The organism is Bacteroidota bacterium, from assembly GCA_016713765.1.
Classification (GTDB): Bacteria; Bacteroidota; Bacteroidia; order AKYH767-A; family 2013-40CM-41-45; genus Pollutiaquabacter; species Pollutiaquabacter aromativorans.
This window is the reverse complement of record JADJON010000001.1, coordinates 1,246,031-1,267,180: the sequence shown is the minus strand read 5'-3', so window position 1 is coordinate 1,267,180 and position 21,150 is coordinate 1,246,031. Positions and strand designations below refer to the sequence as shown.

Below are 21,150 nucleotides of genomic sequence, written 5' to 3'. Positions count from 1 at the left end.
ATCAAACCACAGCCATGTGTCCCCAATTAACCAGACACACACTGTTAGTCAATATCGGTTTTAGTCATCAAACCACAGCGGGCAGGTCGAGGCCGTAATCGAAGGAGGCGTTAGTCAATATCGGTTTTAGTCATCAAACCACAGCGCTGTTGATGATGTTGATGGAGCTTCCTGTGTTAGTCAATATCGGTTTTAGTCATCAAACCACAGCAATGGGCGTAAGATGGTGATCGTCAGGGCGGTTAGTCAATATCGGTTTTAGTCATCAAACCACAGCCGGGCAAATTCAATTTTATCGTCCGACATGGTTAGTCAATATCGGTTTTAGTCATCAAACCACAGCATGGGGTCGCGATTATTACAGTGAGTACTCGTTAGTCAATATCGGTTTTAGTCATCAAACCACAGCATGTGGCCACCGAGCTTGATGCATTGGGCGTTAGTCAATATCGGTTTTAGTCATCAAACCACAGCAATAGGATCTACCTCGTAATTCTTCCGCCAGTTAGTCAATATCGGTTTTAGTCATCAAACCACAGCACCCAAGCGTTGATGCCTTGCCAGGTCTAGGTTAGTCAATATCGGTTTTAGTCATCAAACCACAGCTCCGCGTCTTTAGCCCTGTCCGGGTAGTGGGTTAGTCAATATCGGTTTTAGTCATCAAACCACAGCCTGCGTGATACGCTCCCAATGCAACGCATTGTTAGTCAATATCGGTTTTAGTCATCAAACCACAGCTGCCGCCTTCTTCCTCTCCTCTTCCAGCTTGTTAGTCAATATCGGTTTTAGTCATCAAACCACAGCGCCTCGCCCGTTGCTTGGATCGCCGCATCGGTTAGTCAATATCGGTTTTAGTCATCAAACCACAGCTCCCGTATGGAGCGGTATCGCAATTGCCCCGTTAGTCAATATCGGTTTTAGTCATCAAACCACAGCTTGGACTTGCCGGTACCACGGCCGGCAATGGTTAGTCAATATCGGTTTTAGTCATCAAACCACAGCTGATCACGCTGTCAAACACTTCACTGAGTTGTTAGTCAATATCGGTTTTAGTCATCAAACCACAGCTCTTCGACCGACATATTGATCTCGCCAATGGTTAGTCAATATCGGTTTTAGTCATCAAACCACAGCATTGTTCTGTTGTTTTGTTTCTTTCTCAATGTTAGTCAATATCGGTTTTAGTCATCAAACCACAGCTGCCTTGGAGAATGGATGCCACGAAGTTGGGTTAGTCAATATCGGTTTTAGTCATCAAACCACAGCAAGAAGGACGTGACGGCATCGGAGCTGACCGTTAGTCAATATCGGTTTTAGTCATCAAACCACAGCCCAGTTCGACGGCGAGCTGGTACTGCTTTGGTTAGTCAATATCGGTTTTAGTCATCAAACCACAGCCAGTTTCGCGATATGTACAACCGCCTACAGGTTAGTCAATATCGGTTTTAGTCATCAAACCACAGCATCTAATGCTTTATATTAAAACTTCGTACCGTTAGTCAATATCGGTTTTAGTCATCAAACCACAGCGCTTCGTAGGTACGTCCCAACGGGGAACGTGTTAGTCAATATCGGTTTTAGTCATCAAACCACAGCGGTGTACTTTTTCATGCGCTTAGTTATTTCGTTAGTCAATATCGGTTTTAGTCATCAAACCACAGCGGTGTTGCTGATCGTGAGGACACGCGCCTTGTTAGTCAATATCGGTTTTAGTCATCAAACCACAGCCGGCCATACTCGGTAGTGAATGTCTCCGGGTTAGTCAATATCGGTTTTAGTCATCAAACCACAGCCGGATGGTAAAGAACGACAAAGGCATTTTCGTTAGTCAATATCGGTTTTAGTCATCAAACCACAGCTGTATATCATGTAAAGCGACATTCGGAACGGTTAGTCAATATCGGTTTTAGTCATCAAACCACAGCGTTGTACGCACGAAGGCTACCGATCCACTGTTAGTCAATATCGGTTTTAGTCATCAAACCACAGCCCGGCGTTGTATGCCGTGATGTTGCGTGTGGTTAGTCAATATCGGTTTTAGTCATCAAACCACAGCCCTGATGAAGCCAATGTTGTTGACCCGGAAGTTAGTCAATATCGGTTTTAGTCATCAAACCACAGCGCTTGCGCCTCCGAAACCCGGAGCTCATTCGTTAGTCAATATCGGTTTTAGTCATCAAACCACAGCATAGGTTTGGTTATAGTATTCGTTTGCCCAGTTAGTCAATATCGGTTTTAGTCATCAAACCACAGCGAGGACGAATTCGCCCGGCATTACCGGGCGTTAGTCAATATCGGTTTTAGTCATCAAACCACAGCATTGGAGGTAGGTTTTAAGTGATGCGAAAAGTTAGTCAATATCGGTTTTAGTCATCAAACCACAGCGCCTGGTTGATGAAGTACCTCAGGTTCCGAGTTAGTCAATATCGGTTTTAGTCATCAAACCACAGCTATCTGGTGCGCCCGGTACATCTGCACAGGGTTAGTCAATATCGGTTTTAGTCATCAAACCACAGCCATAAGTTCACGGACAGTCTGCTGAGCAGGGTTAGTCAATATCGGTTTTAGTCATCAAACCACAGCTACTGCGCCGTACATTCCTACGACCTTACGTTAGTCAATATCGGTTTTAGTCATCAAACCACAGCAAAATCATCCTCTTCATCGTATTCTCGTTGTTAGTCAATATCGGTTTTAGTCATCAAACCACAGCACTGACAACATGCACCATCCAGTACACGAAGTTAGTCAATATCGGTTTTAGTCATCAAACCACAGCGGTGGATGATTTCCCGGCTTTTTGTTCCGCGTTAGTCAATATCGGTTTTAGTCATCAAACCACAGCCCTTGCAGTTGGAGTCGTTTCATCAGACGAGTTAGTCAATATCGGTTTTAGTCATCAAACCACAGCACATAAGCGTTCGCATGTCGGAACGAGGAGTTAGTCAATATCGGTTTTAGTCATCAAACCACAGCTTTGTATTGCAGTTTCACCAAATGGAAATGGTTAGTCAATATCGGTTTTAGTCATCAAACCACAGCTACGAGCCTCCGGTCTACCGGGTATCTCTCGTTAGTCAATATCGGTTTTAGTCATCAAACCACAGCTGGTTACGGTCGTGTGGGTTACTCCGGCCTGTTAGTCAATATCGGCTTTAGTCATCAAACCACAGCAATCGAAAGTTCAATTGGGAATTGATGAAACGTTAATTGAAAAGTAATTTCTACGACGTTATTTGTAAATTGTGCCTGGCCGCAGCTACGAGCAGCGGCCGAAGGTAGATGTCGACTATACCTAGTCGGCATTTGCCATTTTTAAGTAGTTGCTCCACTGCGTTTCCGCATAACTTCTGCTATGAGGTATAGTTATGGCTATAGAAATACTTTCCACTAGTTGACCGAATTTAAAATCCGTCATTAATCATGCCTTTAATTAGATTAGTGTTTGCACATTATTAGTCTAAGCAAATCCTTTTTAGGAGCGGAATTCAGACAGAACACATCAACCATTAAGAAATCGAGGGTAGTAGTTTACTTGAAATCGCTACCATGACATCAGCAGGCGCGCGCTCTTGCTTTACTTCACGGCCCGCTTTCGTTATTTTCATCGTCGAATCTCTCAATACTTCATCACAAAGCCGTTTCATTTCCACGTGCCGGGACCCATCATGATATACGAATCCCGGTTGCTTCACTACATAATACGCCCATTCATCGTTTACATGGATGGCACAGGCGACCACGTAATGGACCATCCATTCTTCGCGGCTGTAGCAGTCATGCCAGATGTACAGGCAACCTGCTGTGCTTGCTATCAATTCCGCTAATGATGACTGATATTTCATACTTGCAAAGATTTTAGGTATGATAATGTAAGGAGAAATCCTGAAATAACGCTTCTCTGCTCTGTGTATTCAAAATTAACTTGAAATCAAATCAAGTCGACTGGTTAGGTTAAAAAATAGCGTCCAAACAACCATACTAAAAACTGAAAATTCAATTTAAATTTGCTCCACGGCCGCAGGTACGCCCAGCGGCCCCGGAAATAGCCGGTACGAAAGTGTCGGCTGTTTCCATTTTAAGCTCGGGGAAATACATAAATACATTTGCATATCTTCGAATCGGTGCGCAGGTACGTCCAGCGGCCCCGGAAATGGCCGATGCGAAAGTGTCGGCTGTTTCCATTTTTGTTAGCCGCAGCAATCATTCTGAATCTTACCTCGCAGCCTGCACCTTGTGCAACATCAAACGCGCGATGTTGCCGGCGCGCTCCTTCGCTTCTTCGGCTTTAGTACCGGCGAATAGGCTATCGACCGTTTGATTGAAAAGCTGCTTCCACGCGTTGAATGCTTCTTCGTCCAGGGTAGCCTTTCGGCTGAGATCAACGTGGGGCAGCATCGGGTTGCCGGAATAGGAATTTTCCCCCAGGAGCAGCGTAGCCCAAAAGGAATACATCTTCGGAAGGTGCGCCGTCCAATCGACCTTCGCCACCTCGTTGAAGATCGGTCCGAGTAATGCGTGCTCGCGTACCTGCCGGTAAAAGGAATCGACGAGCGTGATAACGTCCTGCCGATTGGTAATGTCGTTCATGGATGATGTTCACAGTGCAGGCCACAAGGCCTACCCCGCAAAATTCCCTGGCCTGCTTCGGGCTTGCAATACGAAATCACATTCCGGTACATGATAAAAATGGCCGGGCGATCGCTCGCCCGGCCAGTCTGAACGGTTTAAGGAATTACTGAATTACCAGCCGAACCGGTGTCAATCCGTCGACGCGCAGCAGATACAATCCCGGACTGAACCGCTCCAGTCCGATCTGCACTTGCTTGTCGCCGGAAAGCTCCCGCTGCTCGATCACCTGACCTTGGAGGTCCAGGATCTCCACGCGCTGCATGGACTTCTCGGAACGGATCGAAACGAGATCGCTGGCAGGATTGGGATAGACGATCAACGCGTCCGTTGCTGCAGACACGTAATAACCGGTAGAGGCGCAATCGTTCATTGCACGCGGAGTCGGTGTGGTACCATCGACAAAGGGTCCGGTTCCATCCGCGCAACGGGAAGCGGACAGGTCCTGCGTCTGTTGCTGGTAGAGTATGCTGTCGGCCAGTACGCCCAGCGAATCGGACAACAGGATCGTATCGCCGCTGAGGGTAAGATTGAAATTCGTGTGGTAGTCGATCCAGGTGGTGTTCTGGTCGTCTGCCCAGATCAACAGGTAGCCATTGGCAGGAAGGATCGCCGTCCGCGGGAACTGCCACTTGGTCCGGTTATTCAGGTCGTTGCTCAGGTAAAGGTCACCCAGCCCGAGCGGAACACCGGTTTTGTTCTTCACTTCGATCCAGTCCTTGTACTTTCCTTCTTCGTTCGTGATACCGCTCGAGTTACCGGCCAGGAATTCATTCACCGTGACGTCCGCGCTGGTGGCCATGGTGATCGTGGCAAAGAGCGTGTAGAACTCGTGCTCGGCGCGCTCCGGAGAGAACATGCCGGCGCTCGCATTCTCCGCGTAGAGGTAGTACTCCATCTTGAGCGAATTCACCGGAATCGTTGCGCCATACACCCCATCGCCCGCAGCGCCATCGCCGTGGAGTCCGTCGTCGCTCATGGCCACACGAACGAATACATCGCTATGCTTGTACCGGTAACCCAGGTAAACGGCACTCGAAAGGGCATTGCTGACGGAGGCCGTGATGTTCACCGTGGAACCGTACACCGCCGTAGCAGGATCGGCCGCCACGGCGCTGATAGCCGGCGGAGCAGCGCTGAGTTGCGTCGTTCCACTCAGGTACGTGGTACGCGTATCCATGAGCTCGTACACCCCGCAGGTTCCGCCCGGCCCACCACCTCCTCCACTGACCGTCGTGGTCAGGTTGCTTTGGTATTGGGTATAGGTGTAAAGGAAATTCGGATCGGCCTGCACGGACGAGTCGATGAGCGTGCGCAACTGTCCGATCAGGTTTTTGTAATCCGCATTGGCAAAGTTCTCGTTGTTGAGCGTACGCATGTGCGCCAGGTACATGCGCTTGTACATCGGATCCGACAGCAGGTTCCTGATCAGGGGCCAGTTGGCGTCCGTTTCGTGCAACACGGGTGTGAGGTTCTGCATGGCCGTTACCCCTCCACCGCCGCCGCCGCCACCCGCACCGGTATTCGTGAAGCTGCCGTACGCCATGTTGACGTCCCATACCGTGGGAATCCACCGGCGGTTGTGATCATAGTAGAGGTAGTAATTCTGGCGAAAGCCGCCACTGTAGGAATCCAGGTTGACCAGTACGTTGTTGTAGGCCAGCATCCAGAGCGCACGGTCCACATCGACGAACGTGTGGGCATAGTTAGGATGATTCGTCAGGCTGTCGCAGAAGCGGATGAGATCGCCCCAACCATAGTCGGATTGCAGTTCGTAGTAATTGTAATAGAGCGACGAATCCGTGCCCAGGTAGATCAGGCTGGAACCGGTCCCGCTCATCACGTTGCGCGGGTTGCACTTGAAATACGAGGAGTAAGAGGAATGGTAATGATCCTCGGCAAAGGAGTTGCCGACATCCTCCGAATTCGTGTAGAGGCCCCAGTAGGCTCCGTTCACGTAGACCCTGGCATAGTTACAACGGGGAGCATCCATGTATTGGCGACAGATCGAATACGCGGAAACCTCGCGAACCATCGAAGGATCGGAAAATCCGTTTGCCAGTTTGATGTCTTCGTGACCCTCGTAGTCCTGGTCAATGACCTTGTCGAGTTTGATGTGAAAGGGGTTCTTCACCCGACTGGCGCTGTAGGAACTGTTGCCCTTGTACTTGACACCCGCCTGGGGAAAGTTGACGCCATTGACGTTTACCGAATCGGCTATGATGTAGCCATCGGTGCCGGCAGCCGCGGTGTCCAGTTGATAGTCCCAGTTGGAAGAACCGAAGTAGATACGGACTTCCTGAATGGTGTTGAGGTCGTAAAAGGTGTCTTGTGCTTGCAGGCCGAATGTGAACAGGGCGAACAGGGCGGAGAGGATGGGCGTGATGTTGTGCATAGGGGAAATGGACGACGGCAAGTAACAAAAGTTTAACCTGGCCGGAATAAAAAGACGATGAATCCCGCCGGTTTGTCGGTCAACGCAGGCATTGTCATTCGAATGTCATGGCCTGTGTGAGAATCCGCAGGGGTGGACAACTCGGGCAATCACTTGAAACGCTCGATTTCCAACTTGACTGTTGGGGTCCGAACCATTCAGTATCCGGCACATCAGAAAACAGTTGCCGCGATCAGGAGGATGGTCAGAAAGATCAGGCCGAGAGCAAATAAGAAGAGATTGTCGGCAGCGTTCTCCAGTCGAATGGCCCGGCTTTCCTTCTGACCTATTGAGGGTAGGGAAACTACAACTTTAAAGGCAAATTATGGTAGGATGTTGATGTCTCAAAAAGGCTTTTTTGGAGTCAATTTTTAGAAAAAACGCCTCTTCTTCATAATAAATATGACACCAAATTCATCAATTAAATCTTGCGTCAACGCCAAACTTATGACACGCTTAAAAGTGAATTACAAGCGGTACTCAAAATACTTCTTAAGATTACTAATGGGTTGTTCGAAGAATCGGAATGAAAGGATTGCCAAAACAACCGTAAAAACAAAATGTACGAATGCTTGTCCCAACGCAGAACTCGTCCATTGTAAGTAGTCGATGGTTGCCATTTCTCGGATAAGAAGAATGTCGAGTGTTGGAACTAAATTGTGATAAAGGTATAGTCCATAGCTGATTTGTCCCAAGAACAAAAACAAAGGCCATTCGAGAATCTTTTTAGCCCGACCGGTAGCTCCGAAAGAACAAATTAGAATACAGGTCCAAGCAAAGTAAGCAAACGCCATTGGCACAAGCACACAGATAAAAAGAGCGTTTGCAAAGTGATAACGCAAATACAGAACAATGCTAAGGATAAGGAGAGATGATGAAAGTAGCAACTTTCGTTTTTCGAATAAGCGGTGAGCAACATTTGTATATCGCTGTAACCATGCTAACAAAGCACCGATGCCCAAGTAGTCGACAGAGCTTAGAGAAAACAAGGAGATATCAAACAACGAGTAGTTGAGTGCCCAAAGAATTATTTTTGAAAAAATTCCAGTTACAATCATGGCAAAAAGCATTCCCTTCAAATATTTTTTTGGAGTAAAAAACACAAGAAAAGGAAAGACGATGTAGAATTGTTCTTCTATCGCTAACGACCACATATGACCGGAACCTGGAAGCCAATACTCCAATTGCATCACTCTAAAATTGACCGTGTAGGTTAAAAACCAAACAAGATTATCTTTGACAGAAGGTAATTTTAGAAAATAGAAAATAAAGATTGTCGCATAATAGGTCGGAAAAATTCGAAGTGTTCGTCTAGTATAAAATGTTTTGAACGCATGCATAAGTGCACTTAATTTATCGCCGGCCACCTCAATGCTTTCTTTTTGTTCGAGAAGAATGTTGCCAATTAAATAGCCACTCAACACAAAGAAGAGGAGAACTCCATCACCAAATGGAATGTATTCGGTAAAAGCAAATTGAGAAAACCAATGACTAATCATTACCCCCGCCACCGAAAAAAAGCGCAATGCATCTAATTGCGGATACTTCACTTTTTTTACTTCAGGCAATAGTTTCATAGAAATGCGGAGCGAGATTTCGAAATTTCAGATGCGGAAGGTATTTATGATTAGAGTGGAAAGCAAAATCCGACCGGATCGCCAGGAACGACAGGATGCTGGCGGCCATCAACAGTACCGAGGCTACGACCGTGAATTCGTCGATCAGCGATTGCTCCGAGTAGTTGGCGATCCGGAGGGAAGTCAAGACCACCAGGCAAAAGCCCAGGAGGTTCGACGATGAATTGAGGATGTGCGAGGAGGTGGGAGCTTTCATGTTTTACACGACGAAAATTGATCCTGCGCATGAAGTTGCAGTGACGCACTCAACCGGCGATCGCTTCCGCCACCTTTTCCATCTTCGTGCTGCGGGAACCCTTGATGAGAAACCAGGTCTGTTCGAAGCGTTGCTGGCGCATCCAGGCCGCAGCCTTTTCGGAATCGTCGAAATGCATGCAACTCAGTCGGCCGGCCCAGGTGGCAAAGCGCGCGCCGACCAGGATGATGTTGCTAAAATTCGCAAGGCGCAGTCGCTCCGCCAGCCGCATGTGTTCTTCCTCGGAAGCCTCGCCCAATTCCGCCATTTCGCCGAGGCAGACGACTTTCCGATCTGCCACAATCGCTTCGAAATTCCGGAGCGCGGCTTCCATGCTCGTGGGGTTCGCGTTGTAGGCGTCGAGCACGATGGTGTTGCTGCCGCGGTGGACCAACTGCGACCGGCTGTTGTCCGGTTCGTAAGCCTCGATAGCCGCCCCGATCTGTTCCGCCGAAACGCCGAAGTAATTCCCGATGCAGATCGCGGCCAGTACGTTCTCGAAATTGTATCGACCGACGATCTTCGCTTTGATCTCTCCTGCCACCGTACCATACGTCCAGCGCAAGTGGAGCCCCGGCAATTCGCCCAACAACTCACCCCGGCAGTCGCAATCGGCCGTAGTGCCGTAACGCTGCCGGTGCTCGGCGCCGCGTACGGCGACCATTTCCGTCAGGTGTGGATTGTCGTTGTTCAGGAAAACGAGCTTGCCGTGCGTGCCGATCCATTCGTACAACTCGCCTTTCCCTTTCTTCACGCCTTCGAATCCGCCGAAGCCTTCAAGATGCGCCTTACCCACGTTCGTGATGAGGCCGTAGTCCGGCTCCACGATCTTGCAATACGACGCGATCTCCTGCTGATGATTGGCGCCCATTTCGATGACCGCGAATTCGATTTCATCCGTGATGGACAAGATGGTCAGCGGTACGCCTATGTGATTGTTCAGATTTCCTTTCGTCGCGAGTGTCTTGTACTTCTTCGCGAGTACCGCGCGCACCAGTTCCTTCGTCGTCGTCTTGCCGTTGGAACCGGTAATGGCCAGGAACGGAATACGCAGCTGCCGGCGATGGTGCTGCGCCAGCAATTGCAGGCTGGTCAGCACATCCTCCACCAGCAGACAACGCGGGTCCGTGACCGCGCCGGGCTCATCGACCACCGCAAACGCGGCGCCGGAAGCAAGCGCTTTTGCAGCGAAAGCGTTCCCGTTGAAGTTCGGTCCCTTGAGGGCGAAAAAAAGGCAACCAGGCACAATCGTCCGGGTATCCGTGCAGACAACAGGATGTTGCCGGTAGTACTTGTAGAGTGCTTCGAGCGGGATCGACATTTTGCCAAAAATAACGGGCTTGTAACCCCAAATCGTGCAGGAATCGGTATTTCATCCACGACCCGCTGTAGAGAAGCCTGAAACACGAAAGCTACCGGGTTCAAATTCAAGCCCCGGAAAGGATTCGTAAAACAACTGTAAAATACTGAATTTCAATACTCCAGGAGGCGTTGAGGAGTATAGAAACAAATTACCAACAGGCTACCGGATTCGCCCGAAAAACGCTACTTTTGCGCCTTCAAAACGCAAACCAAACGCATCTCCATAACCATGGCAAACATTGGTAAAATCACCCAGATCATCGGTCCGGTAGTGGACGTGAGCTTCGAAGCCGAAGGCGCGACCCTGCCGAACATCCTCGACGCACTCGAGATCGAACGCCCGGGCGGCGCACTCGTGATGGAAGTGCAGCAGCACATCGGGGAAGACACCGTCCGCGCGATCGCGATGGACTCCACCGACGGTCTGACCCGCGGGACTCCGGTTCGCGCCATGGGCGCCCCGATCCGGATGCCGGCCGGTGATGCCATCAAAGGCCGCCTGTTCAACGTCGTTGGCGATGCCATCGACGGTATCGGTTCCGTTTCCAAAGATGGCGGCGTTCCGATCCACCGCACCCCTCCCCGCTTCGAGGACCTCTCCACCGAATCAGAAGTACTGTTCACCGGTATCAAAGTCATTGATCTCATCGAACCTTACGCCAAAGGCGGTAAGATCGGTCTGTTCGGCGGCGCAGGTGTAGGCAAGACGGTTCTGATCATGGAACTGATCAACAACATCGCCAAGTCGTACTCCGGTCTTTCCGTATTCGCCGGCGTAGGCGAGCGTACCCGTGAAGGAAACGACCTCCTCCGTGAAATGATCGAGTCGGGCGTTATCCGCTACGGTGAAGAGTTCAAGCACAGCATGGAAAAAGGCGGCTGGGACCTCGGCAAAGTGGATCGCACGGAACTCGCTAAATCGCAAGCCACCCTCGTGTTCGGTCAGATGAACGAACCTCCGGGAGCCCGCGCTCGTGTGGCGCTCTCCGGTCTGACCGTTGCTGAATACTTCCGCGACGGCGACGAGAAATCCGGCGGTCGCGATATCCTCTTCTTCATCGACAACATCTTCCGTTTCACCCAGGCCGGTTCCGAAGTATCCGCGCTGCTCGGCCGTATGCCGTCGGCCGTAGGTTACCAGCCGACCCTGGCCACCGAGATGGGTCTCATGCAGGAGCGCATCACCTCCACCAAGCGTGGTTCGATCACTTCGGTACAGGCGGTTTACGTACCGGCCGACGACTTGACCGACCCGGCTCCGGCGACCACCTTCGCTCACCTGGATGCCACCACCGTATTGAACCGTAAGATCGCCGAACTCGGCATCTATCCGGCCGTTGACCCGCTGGATTCAACCTCGCGTATTCTCTCCCCGGCGGTTGTCGGCGCCGAGCACTACAACACCGCCCAGCGCGTGAAGATGCTCCTCCAGCGCTACAAGGAACTGCAGGACATCATCGCGATCCTCGGTATGGATGAATTGTCGGACGACGACAAACTCGTCGTACACCGCGCCCGCCGCGTGCAGCGCTTCCTCTCGCAGCCGTTCAACGTGGCCGAGCAGTTCACCGGTATCAAAGGCGTGATCGTTCCGATCGAAGAGACCATCCGCGGTTTCAACATGATCATGAACGGCGACGTCGACGAATATCCGGAAGCCGCCTTCAACCTCGTCGGCACCATCGACGACGCGATCGCAAAAGGCAAGAAGATCCTCGCCGAAAGCAAGTAATTATCGTTGAACGTTGGAAAGTTGAACGTTGAAAGTTTGGTTACCATCCGGAGCTACTTAAACTTTCAACCTTCAACTTTCAACCTTCAACCTTCAACTAACAGACATGTTTCTCGAAATCATCACCCCCGATAAAAAGGTCTACGCCGGCGAAGTGAGCTCGGTTGCCGTACCCGGCACCAACGGCAGCTTCCAGGTCCTGAAGAACCACGCCCCGATCATCTCCTCCCTGCTCAACGGCAAGGTGAAGGTGAAAGACAAGGAAGGCGAAAAGGTCTTTTCCGTAAAAGGCGGCGTCGTAGAAAACCTCAACAACAAAGTGGTGATCCTCGCCGAGTCGGTCTGATCCGCTGCTTCAAATCTTCAGAAAGCCTTCCCGTTTGGGAGGGCTTTTTTGTTTTCATATTCCGGGCTTCGAATCGGAGGCACACGGACTACACGGATAAGACGGATGCTCACGGGAATATATCCGCGCAAATCCGCAACATCCGCGGTATCCGCGTGCCATCAATTTGTGACCACTTTCGGCAGGCATAGGATTAGTAGCACAGCGTATACCAGAGGACACACAGCGTCCCACAGAGATCGAACTCTGCGCGACTCTGCGTGCCCTCTGCGTGACTCCGTGTAACTAAAAACTACGAAGCAGGCAGGTGAATCAAACATCTCCGCGGGATCCGCGTGCTATCCCTGTTTGACCCTCATCAGATTCCGCGATTCGCCGAAAGTTCCGGGATTTCGTATCTTGACATACCGCTATCAAGCTTTCCCGCATGCCGCTCCGCCTTTTATTCTTGCTCGTGGTGTGTTCCCTTCAGGCCGGGGCTCAGTTCACCGACCGCTACTGGACGTTTGGCGACAGTGCGGCCATTGACTTTAGAAACATCTCCAATCCTGTTCCTGGAGAATCCGTGTTGCGTGCTCGGGGTAATTGCGCAAGCATTTGTGATAGTAGCGGAAACCTGTTGTTTTACGCGGGTGCTCCTTATGTTCCTTATTGGCTTTCGGGGGCCACTATTAAGCAAGGCTATGTAGTGAATAGTTCTCATCAGATGATGGAGAACGGCGATACTATTGTGGGAACAACATTTTATCAGGAAATGGTCATCGTCCCCAATCCTGGTAATTCTAATCAATTTTACCTATTCACGTGTGAGATTATACCCAGCGCAGAGCAGGGTTTCTATTGGAACCTAATCGACTTGAGCTACAACGGCGGCTTGGGAAAAGTGATTCAGAAGAATGTGCAACTTCAGAATTTTCCTGTTAACGATGGACTTGCAGCGGTTAAACATGGGAATGGGCGGGACTGGTGGGTGGTGCACACCAGATGGGAAGCAACAATTGGCCATAATGAGTATTTCATCTATCTCGTTACTTCCGATGGTGTTTTTCCACAACCAGTCCAGAATATTGGTGACTTGTTGATTGAAGGTTTTTTAAGACTGAAGTTTAGTCAGAATGGCGAATTACTGGTTGCGACCGGTTCCAATCATACCATCGACTTATATGATTTTAACCGATGTACAGGTCTGCTTTCTAACTATCGTCAGATTCTATTGAGAACTGAGCCTACACTTGAGTACTTAACCTGGTCAAGTGAGTTTTCTCCGGATAACAACAGGTTATATACAACCTCAATTCCATACGGCAATAATGATACCCTTTCATGTCTCCTACAGTTTGATTTAACAGCGCTTGATATTCGATCAACATTGGACACCATTCAAACTTTTCTTGACCCCTTCATTTGTGGATTTGTAAAGCTGGGACCAGATAGTCAGATTTACCTGTCTCATTTTACAGACTTGAATGATTGCGATTTCTTCTACCTCTACTGCGACACCACCTACTACCCCGAGATCATGAACCTGAGCGTGATCCACCAGCCCAACGAGTTGGGGGCGCTTTGTGATTTCCGGCCGTATAGTTTTTATCTGGGTGGTCACCGCTCTTACCACGGCCTGCCCAACAACCCCAACTACGAGCTGGGGCCGCTGGCGGGGAGTGTGTGCGATACGCTGATCACGAGCGTGAGTCAGGTGCCCGTGTTTGAGCCTGCGCAGTTGAAGCTGTTCTTCCATACCGGCTGGCGGCAGTTGTTTGTGAACGGGCAGCAGCTCAAGGGCAAGCAGGGCAGTCTCTCGCTCTACTCGGTCACCGGCCAACTCCTCCGCCGCGAGGAGATCAGCATCCAGCCGCCCTACTACACCCGCCAATGGGACCTCAGCGGCACGGCCGCCGGGGTCTACATCGTGGTCCTGGAAACGGAGAAGGAACAGGTGAGTGGACGGGTGGTGGTGGAGTGAGGCTGTTGCCTGTGTGCTTCGTGGTTTTTGGCACACGGAGTACACGGATATCACGGATGCTCGCGGAAATATCCGTGTCATCCGTGTGCTAAAGATTCGACGTACGCTGCCCCTGCACATGCCTCCCCCAATTCAGGGTTCCGAAAAAATCACTATCCTTGTTACCCACACAACCCAACTTCAGGACATGAAAAAGATCACCTACCTCGTACTCCTGCTGGCCGGCGCATTGCTGGCCTCCTGCTCCCGCCAGGAAGAAACGCAGCCGGGAACCTCCACCGACGGTCTCGTCCTGCGGATGAAACAGCACCCGCAACAGGCCCCGACCGAAGCAGCCTACACCCGCGCCCAGACCGACGAAAAGGTCGTGGAGATCCTCAACCGGCAGAACGATTTCAACTGGGAATGGGCCGACCTCCGCACACTCTGGAGCGCCGCCCAGGTGACCGGCGAAGTGGCCGTGGGTTACAAACCGCTCTCGGTAAACGACGTGGACCCGATCATCCACAAGATCAACATCCACTCCGCCGAATGGAAAGCGGTGCACGACGCGCTCATCGAACGCGTGCTGCAGCAACTCAACAGCACCGGCACGAAGACCTACACCCGCGACGAGATCGTCGCCGAGGATGATCCGGTTCTGCCGCTGATGATCCTGCGCGTCACCGACAAAACCGCGCTCACCCTGCTGCGGAACATCGAGAACGTCCGCTACCTCGAGCCGTACGGCTACTGGCCGCAGAACATGACGATGCGCTCCATGTCCTCCTCCGGCTGCAGCAGCTCCACCGAGCCGCTCAACAGCGCCGACTGGACCACGATCACGCCCGGTTGTCGTCTCCCCTGGAACTACAACAACATGAACATCCCCACCGCCTGGAACACCGCCGAAGGACAAGGCATCCAGATCGGTGTAATCGATGCCGGCCTCAGCTCCTCGCAGGCCCTGATGGGCGCGCAGTTCAACGACGGCATGAGCAACGTCGGCCGTACCGTCACCGTCGATTATACCCGCGGCAACAGCGCCTACACAAGCTGCTCCCACGGCACCTCGATGGCCTCCACCGCCGCAGGTCCGCGCAACGCGCAAAACGCGACGACCGGTGTCGCTTACAAATCCAGCCTCCACTTCATCCGCTCCTGCGACGACGTCGTGCTCGATGCTTCCGCCGAACTTTCCGGTACGAAGAACGCCCTCATCCGCATGGGCGACATGCCCGGCATCCGCGTCATCAGCATGTCGATCGGTACGCCCTTCGGCAGCGGTGTGCTCAAAGACGGCGTGAACTATGCCAACGGAAAAGGCAAACTCATCTTCGCCGCGGCCGGCACTTCGTTCTCCTGGACGAGCTGGTGGGGCGTGATCTACCCGGCAGCCTACTCCGCCTGCGTAGCGGTCACCGGCGTGAAAGAAAGCGGTTCCACCTGCGCCACCTGCCACGACGGCAGCCAGGTACGCTTCACCGTACCCATGGAACGCACAGCCAACAGCAACCGCAACTCGCTTGCGCTGATGCCCAACGGTACGACACCGGCCTACATCGGCGGCAGCTCGGTAGCGACCTCTACGGCAGCGGGTGTCGCTGCGCTGGTGTGGTCCGCGAAACCAACCCTCACCTCCGCCCAAGTCCTCGACATCATGACCCGCACCGCGCAATTCTACCCGTCACGCAACTCGACGAAAGGATTCGGCAATATCAATGCAGCGGCGGCGGTGACGCTCGCCACGACGTATTGACGGTTAAAACTGGTAACTAGTAACTAGTAACTAGTAATTAGTAACTAGTAATTTGTGATTAGTGATAAGTTTCCAGTTCTAATTACTAATTACCAATTACCAATTACAATCACCTCTTCCACCCACGGGAGACGCTCCATGTAGCGTCTCCCGTTTTTTTATCCGGAATATTCCCGTTGCAGGCCTTTTGAAATTTTCCCGTGAATGTCTCAAATTGACTCGCTACAGGTATGTTCTTTTCATCCGTCGCTTCTCGCATCTCGCACCCAACCTTCGTCCCTCGCATCTCGTCCCTCGTCCCTCCGCGAAGCGGACACGTTGATCACTTCGTTGAACCGTCTCCTCCCGCTGTCCGCTCGCGGGAGCTCGCTGCCATCGGGGCTATTTACGGGCGACGAGCTTCGTCAGAAGAAAAATAAAAAAACGCCGTTGGCTAGGATACCGGGACCCCTAAAGGGGTCCGGGGCGGTGGTTCAAAACTTCCGGCAGTAGATTAAACGCATGGGACATTGAATCACCATCGATGTTTCATGACAACCTGTGGACATATGAATCACCTTCCCCCAAAAAAAATGATGACACGCCGCTAGGATACCGGGACCCCTAAAGGGGTCCGGGGCGGTGGTTCAAAACTTCCGGCAGTAGATTAAACGCATGGGACATTGAATCACCATCGATGTTTCATGACAACCTGTGGACATATGAATTACCTCCCCCCCCAAAAAAAAATGATGACACGCCTCTAGGATACCGGGACCCCTAAAGGGGTCCGGGCCGGTGGTATACGACGAACGGTGTGACCTGAATCGAATTGAATGTTCTACAACGAATGATGGCTCATGACTAGCTGCTAGAATAAAATTCACCTCCCCCCACAAACTAAAATGATGACACGGTGCCAGGATAATGGGACCCCTAAAGGGGGCCGGGCCGATGGTTTGCAACGAACGGTGTGACCTTGCTCGAATGGATTATTCTACAACGAACGTTGGCTCATGACTAGCTGCTGGAATAAAATTCACCTCCCCCCACAAACTAAAATGATGACACGGGGCTAGGATTATGGGACCCCTAAAGGGGTCCGGGCCGATGGTTTGCAACGAACGGTGTGACCTTGCTCGAATGGATTATTCTACAACGAACGTTGGCTCATGACTAGCTGCTGGAATAAAATTCACCTCCCCCCACAAACTAAAATGATGACACGGGGCTAGGATTATGGGACCCCTAAAGGGGTCCGGGCCGATGGTTTGCAACGAACGGTGTGACCTTGCTCGAATGGATTATTCTACAACGAACGTTGGCTCATGACTAGCTGCTGGAATAAAATTCACCTCCCCCCACAAACTAAAATGATGACACGGGGCTAGGATAATGGGACCCCTAAAGGGGGCCGGGCCGATGGTTTGCAACGAACGGTGTGACCTTGCTCGAATGGATTATTCTACAACGAACGTTGGCTCATGACTAGCTGCTGGAATAAAATTCACCTCCCCCCACAACTAAAAGGTTGACACGGGGCCAGGATAATGGGACCCCGACGGGATCCTGCCGTGAGGAACCTATCGCGGTAAATGGATACGAACTGGTGGCAACAATGCCTCTGGTGATTATTCCATGCATCTCGCATCCCCCCTCCGCTACGATCACCCATTCTCCCTGATTTACGCCCCCCCATTTCACCAAAATCATCGCTACCGGCTAGGATAATTGGACCCCTACGGGGTCCTGCCGTGAGGAACCAATCGCGGTAAATGGATACGAACTGGTGGTAACAATGCCTCTGGTGATTATTCCATGCATCTCCTCGCATCTCGCTCCTCGCAACTCGTCCCTTTTTCTCCTCCTCGCAACTCGAATCTTTTTCCTCGTCCCTTTTTCTCCTCCTCGCGCCTCGCAACTCGAACCTTCTTCTCGTCCCTCGCCCCTCGTCCCTCGTCCCTAAAAAAAGAAACCCGCTCCAACGAAGGAACGGGTGTCTCAAAAACGGGGCGCAGCGATTCTTAGTAACGGTAGTGGTCAGACTTGAACGGTCCGGTGCGCAGCACGCCGATGTACTTGGCCTGCTCGTCGGAGAGTTCGTCGATTTCTACGCCGATCTTCTGGAGGTGCAGACGTGCCACTTTCTCGTCGAGGTGCTTGGGCAGCGTGTACACTTTGTTCTCGTACTCGTGGTGACGGGTCCACAATTCGATCTGCGCGAGAGTCTGGTTCGTGAAGGAGTTGGACATCACGAAAGACGGGTGACCCATGGCGCAACCGAGGTTCACCAGACGGCCTTCAGCCAGGACGATGATGTCCTTGCCGTCGAGGGTGTACTTGTCGACCTGCGGCTTGATGGTGTCCTTGGTGTTACCGTAGTGCTTGTTCAACCAGGCCATGTCGATCTCGTTGTCGAAGTGACCGATGTTGCACACCACCGCGTTATGCTTCATCGCCTTGAAGTGGCGATCGGTGATGATGTTGAAGTTACCAGTGGCGGTGACGATGATGTCGGCTTCTTTGATTGCCTGATCCATCTTCTTCACTTCGTAGCCTTCCATGGCAGCCTGCAGGGCGCAGATCGGGTCGATCTCGGTCACGATCACGCGGACTTTGGAGTCGCGCAGCGATTCGGCCGAACCTTTGCCAACGTCGCCGAAGCCGGCAACGACGGCAACTTTACCGGCCATCATCAGATCGGTCGCGCGACGGATCGCGTCGACGAGCGACTCGCGGCAGCCGTATTTGTTGTCGAACTTCGACTTGGTCACGGAATCGTTCACGTTGATCGCGGGAATCGGCAAGGTGCCGTTCTTCATGCGCTCGTGGAGACGGAGAACACCGGTGGTGGTCTCTTCCGACAAGCCCTTGATGCCGGTGATCAGCTCGGGGTATTTGTCGAATACCATGTTGGTCAGGTCACCGCCGTCGTCGAGGATCATGTTGAGCGGCTTGCGGTCTTCACCGAAGAACAGCGTCTGCTCGATGCACCAGTCGAATTCTTCCGCGTTCATGCCTTTCCAGGCATAGACCGAAATACCGGCTGCGGCAATGGCTGCGGCAGCGTGGTCCTGGGTGGAGAAAATGTTGCAGGACGACCAGGTCACTTCCGCGCCGAGTTCAACCAGCGTTTCGATGAGCACAGCCGTTTGAATCGTCATGTGCAGGCATCCGGCAATCCGGGCACCCTTGAGCGGCTTCTGAGCGCCGTACTCGGCACGCAATGCCATGAGGCCCGGCATTTCAGCTTCGGCCAGTTTGATCTCCTTGCGGCCCCATTCGGCCAGGGAAATGTCCTTTACCTTGTATTTCACGAATTTCTCGACAGTGGAGGTGTTTGCCATATGGTTTTGAAGTGACTTAGTTTGCTGAATTTCAGGCTGCAAAGATACGATTTTACCGGCTTATTCCCCAACCGAAAATCAGGGATTTTCTGCTAAAACCGGGCTCAGGAAGTATCTTGCAGGACAAACAGCGAGGAATGCCAATTGTTTTCCGATACGGCAACGATGATGCTGCGCTTTCCGGGGCTGTCTGGCAGTGTACCGAATCGACAGAGGCCCTCGGCGAATCCCTTTCGTTGAGTCCCGAGTCTCGTGCGCTCCTGGCATCCTTCCGCAGCGAAAGACGCCGGCGGGAATGGCTGACCGTTCGCCGGCTGCTCAACGAACTGCATCCCGATCAGCCCGCCCCCGAGATCCTGTATTCCGGAAACGGACGCCCTTCGCTTTCCGATGGCAGCCACATTTCCATTTCTCATTCGGAACACTATGTAACCCTTTGCTGGTCGCGCAGCCATCGGCTGGGTTGCGATCTTGAATCCATCCGTCCGCAGATCAATCGCCTTGCCGGCAAATTTGTCGGGAGCCAAGAGCGTGAATTCCTCGGCGAACACCCTTCGCTCGAAGCGCTGCACCTCGTTTGGGGCGCGAAGGAATCGCTTTTTAAACTGTATGGATCAGGCGGTGTGGATTTTCGAAAAGAGCTCGAAGTATCCAGCTTCCTGATCGGAGAATCGGGAACACTACGGGCAGCGATTCGAAAGACAGACTTCAATCTGGACACGTTGATCCACTATCGCTTTTTCGACGACATGCTCCTGGTTTATACCGCCCATCCGGCATGACAGTAAGTGTTTTCGTACTTTAGCCAGAGCGTATGGAACAACGGATCCTCGAATTGCTCAAACGTGCCCGGCGGGAAAACCGGAAATTGTTCGCCGTCCTGGTGGATCCCGATAAGTCGGACGAACGAAGCCTCGATGTACTGACGAAAACCGGCAAGGAAGCCGGTATCGATCTCTTCCTGGTCGGCAGCAGCATCCTGCGCGACGACCGCTTCGATTCCACCCTCCTCCGGCTGAAACAGCAGGCGCATTGCCCGGTGATCATCTTTCCAGGCAACGCGATGCAGGTAAGCGAACATGCCGACGGGATCTTACTGCTCAGCCTGATCAGCGGTCGTAATGCCGACCTGCTCATCGGACAACATGTCCTCGCTGCGCCCTTCCTGCGAAACAGCGGAATAGAAATCATCCCCACCGCTTACCTGCTCATCGACAGCGGCGCTCCGACCTCGGTCAGCTATATGAGTCAGACGCTGCCCATCCCGCACGACAAAGACGATATCGCCTCCTGTACAGCATTGGCCGGCGAGCAACTCGGTTTGCAGGTATTGTATTTGGATGCCGGCAGCGGTGCCCGACACCCGGTCAGCGCCCGCATGATCCGCAACGTTCGCCAAGTGACGAACATACCGCTCGTCATCGGTGGTGGTATTCGTACACCCGAAAAAGCAGCCGAACTCGCGCAAGCCGGAGCCGATATGATCGTCGTTGGTAACTCCCTCGAAACCGATCCCGGGATGTTGCAGGAACTCGCGGATGCGGTACACCTGACGGTGCGTTAGAAGTTTCGGGTTCCGGGTTCCGGGTTTCGGGTTTCGGGTTTCGGGTTCGAGTTCCGATTTAAAAGAGTACGATGAATGAAATGTTATCCTGAGCAGATAGAGCTTTCAGAATTTAGGGAATTGACAGAAATAACCGGAAACTGGAAACCGGAAACTGGAAACCGGAAACCGGAAACGCGGACCT

Annotated in this window: 13 protein-coding genes and 1 CRISPR repeat array (1 of these 14 running past the window's edge); of the genes, 6 read left to right on the top strand and 7 right to left on the bottom strand. The window is 52.0% G+C overall.

Annotated features, from left to right (window positions below):
* A CRISPR array of direct repeats spans window positions 1–3,174; the repeat unit is 36 nt; unit sequence GTTAGTCAATATCGGTTTTAGTCATCAAACCACAGC (it extends 3,055 nt beyond the left edge of the window).
* 335 nt (window positions 3,175–3,509) lie between these two features.
* The 6 genes from IPJ96_04970 to IPJ96_04945 form a co-directional block, all read right to left on the bottom strand.
* Complete coding sequence (locus IPJ96_04970; GenBank protein ID MBK7909700.1) at window positions 3,510–3,845, bottom strand: hypothetical protein; 336 nt, start codon at window positions 3,843–3,845, stop codon at window positions 3,510–3,512.
* A gap of 370 nt (window positions 3,846–4,215) precedes the next feature.
* Window positions 4,216–4,590 carry a group III truncated hemoglobin gene (locus IPJ96_04965; GenBank protein ID MBK7909699.1) on the bottom strand — a complete coding sequence of 125 codons (375 nt, stop codon included), beginning with the start codon at window positions 4,588–4,590 and terminating at the stop codon, window positions 4,216–4,218.
* Between the two features lie 145 nt (window positions 4,591–4,735).
* A complete protein-coding gene (locus tag IPJ96_04960) occupies window positions 4,736–7,024 on the bottom strand; it encodes a CotH kinase family protein (GenBank protein MBK7909698.1) in 2,289 nt (762 codons plus the stop codon).
* Between the two features lie 506 nt (window positions 7,025–7,530).
* Entirely contained in the window at window positions 7,531–8,640 is a 1,110-nt protein-coding gene (locus IPJ96_04955; GenBank protein MBK7909697.1) for an acyltransferase, read from the bottom strand.
* On the bottom strand, window positions 8,624–8,896 hold the full coding sequence (locus IPJ96_04950; GenBank protein ID MBK7909696.1) for a hypothetical protein: 273 nt from the start codon (window positions 8,894–8,896) through the stop codon (window positions 8,624–8,626). The genes IPJ96_04955 and IPJ96_04950 overlap by 17 nt, the downstream gene beginning before the upstream one ends.
* A 49-nt stretch (window positions 8,897–8,945) precedes the next feature.
* A complete protein-coding gene (locus IPJ96_04945) occupies window positions 8,946–10,256 on the bottom strand; it encodes a UDP-N-acetylmuramoyl-tripeptide--D-alanyl-D-alanine ligase (GenBank protein ID MBK7909695.1) in 1,311 nt (436 codons plus the stop codon).
* A 270-nt stretch (window positions 10,257–10,526) separates the two neighbouring features.
* On the opposite strand from IPJ96_04945, the gene IPJ96_04940 reads away from it, so the two are divergent.
* From IPJ96_04940 to IPJ96_04925, 4 genes are all read left to right on the top strand, one after another.
* Window positions 10,527–12,029, top strand: coding sequence for a F0F1 ATP synthase subunit beta (locus tag IPJ96_04940; GenBank protein ID MBK7909694.1), 1,503 nt, complete (start codon window positions 10,527–10,529; stop codon window positions 12,027–12,029).
* Between the two features lie 106 nt (window positions 12,030–12,135).
* Window positions 12,136–12,375, top strand: coding sequence for an ATP synthase F1 subunit epsilon (atpC, locus tag IPJ96_04935; GenBank protein ID MBK7909693.1), 240 nt, complete (start codon window positions 12,136–12,138; stop codon window positions 12,373–12,375).
* Window positions 12,376–12,802: 427 nt separating this feature from the next.
* Window positions 12,803–14,338, top strand: a complete 1,536-nt coding sequence (locus IPJ96_04930; GenBank protein MBK7909692.1) for a T9SS type A sorting domain-containing protein — start codon at window positions 12,803–12,805, stop codon at window positions 14,336–14,338.
* A gap of 187 nt (window positions 14,339–14,525) precedes the next feature.
* Window positions 14,526–16,076 (top strand): S8 family serine peptidase, encoded by a 1,551-nt coding sequence (locus tag IPJ96_04925; protein MBK7909691.1) that lies wholly within the window; start codon window positions 14,526–14,528, stop codon window positions 16,074–16,076.
* A 2,003-nt stretch (window positions 16,077–18,079) separates the two neighbouring features.
* On the opposite strand, the gene IPJ96_04920 is transcribed toward IPJ96_04925, so the two are convergent.
* Window positions 18,080–19,402 carry an adenosylhomocysteinase gene (locus IPJ96_04920; protein MBK7909690.1) on the bottom strand — a complete coding sequence of 441 codons (1,323 nt, stop codon included), beginning with the start codon at window positions 19,400–19,402 and terminating at the stop codon, window positions 18,080–18,082.
* Window positions 19,403–19,539: 137 nt separating this feature from the next.
* On the opposite strand from IPJ96_04920, the gene IPJ96_04915 reads away from it, so the two are divergent.
* Both IPJ96_04915 and IPJ96_04910 read left to right on the top strand, forming a co-directional pair.
* Window positions 19,540–20,184, top strand: coding sequence for a 4'-phosphopantetheinyl transferase superfamily protein (locus tag IPJ96_04915; protein ID MBK7909689.1), 645 nt, complete (start codon window positions 19,540–19,542; stop codon window positions 20,182–20,184).
* A gap of 32 nt (window positions 20,185–20,216) precedes the next feature.
* On the top strand, window positions 20,217–20,966 hold the full coding sequence (locus tag IPJ96_04910) for a geranylgeranylglyceryl/heptaprenylglyceryl phosphate synthase (GenBank protein ID MBK7909688.1): 750 nt from the start codon (window positions 20,217–20,219) through the stop codon (window positions 20,964–20,966).
* The last annotated feature ends 184 nt before the right edge of the window (window positions 20,967–21,150 follow it).

What these genes read in the sequence shown, in the direction of transcription:
- IPJ96_04970 (MBK7909700.1), bottom strand. Translation starts at nt 3,845, where the DNA reads ATGAAATATCAGTCATCATTAGCGGAATTGATAGCAAGCACAGCAGGT.
- IPJ96_04965 (MBK7909699.1), bottom strand. Translation starts at nt 4,590, where the DNA reads ATGAACGACATTACCAATCGGCAGGACGTTATCACGCTCGTCGATTCC.
- IPJ96_04960 (MBK7909698.1), bottom strand. Translation starts at nt 7,024, where the DNA reads ATGCACAACATCACGCCCATCCTCTCCGCCCTGTTCGCCCTGTTCACA.
- IPJ96_04955 (MBK7909697.1), bottom strand. Translation starts at nt 8,640, where the DNA reads ATGAAACTATTGCCTGAAGTAAAAAAAGTGAAGTATCCGCAATTAGAT.
- IPJ96_04950 (MBK7909696.1), bottom strand. Translation starts at nt 8,896, where the DNA reads ATGAAAGCTCCCACCTCCTCGCACATCCTCAATTCATCGTCGAACCTC.
- IPJ96_04945 (MBK7909695.1), bottom strand. Translation starts at nt 10,256, where the DNA reads ATGTCGATCCCGCTCGAAGCACTCTACAAGTACTACCGGCAACATCCT.
- IPJ96_04940 (MBK7909694.1), top strand. Translation starts at nt 10,527, where the DNA reads ATGGCAAACATTGGTAAAATCACCCAGATCATCGGTCCGGTAGTGGAC.
- atpC (MBK7909693.1), top strand. Translation starts at nt 12,136, where the DNA reads ATGTTTCTCGAAATCATCACCCCCGATAAAAAGGTCTACGCCGGCGAA.
- IPJ96_04930 (MBK7909692.1), top strand. Translation starts at nt 12,803, where the DNA reads ATGCCGCTCCGCCTTTTATTCTTGCTCGTGGTGTGTTCCCTTCAGGCC.
- IPJ96_04925 (MBK7909691.1), top strand. Translation starts at nt 14,526, where the DNA reads ATGAAAAAGATCACCTACCTCGTACTCCTGCTGGCCGGCGCATTGCTG.
- IPJ96_04920 (MBK7909690.1), bottom strand. Translation starts at nt 19,402, where the DNA reads ATGGCAAACACCTCCACTGTCGAGAAATTCGTGAAATACAAGGTAAAG.
- IPJ96_04915 (MBK7909689.1), top strand. Translation starts at nt 19,540, where the DNA reads ATGCCAATTGTTTTCCGATACGGCAACGATGATGCTGCGCTTTCCGGG.
- IPJ96_04910 (MBK7909688.1), top strand. Translation starts at nt 20,217, where the DNA reads ATGGAACAACGGATCCTCGAATTGCTCAAACGTGCCCGGCGGGAAAAC.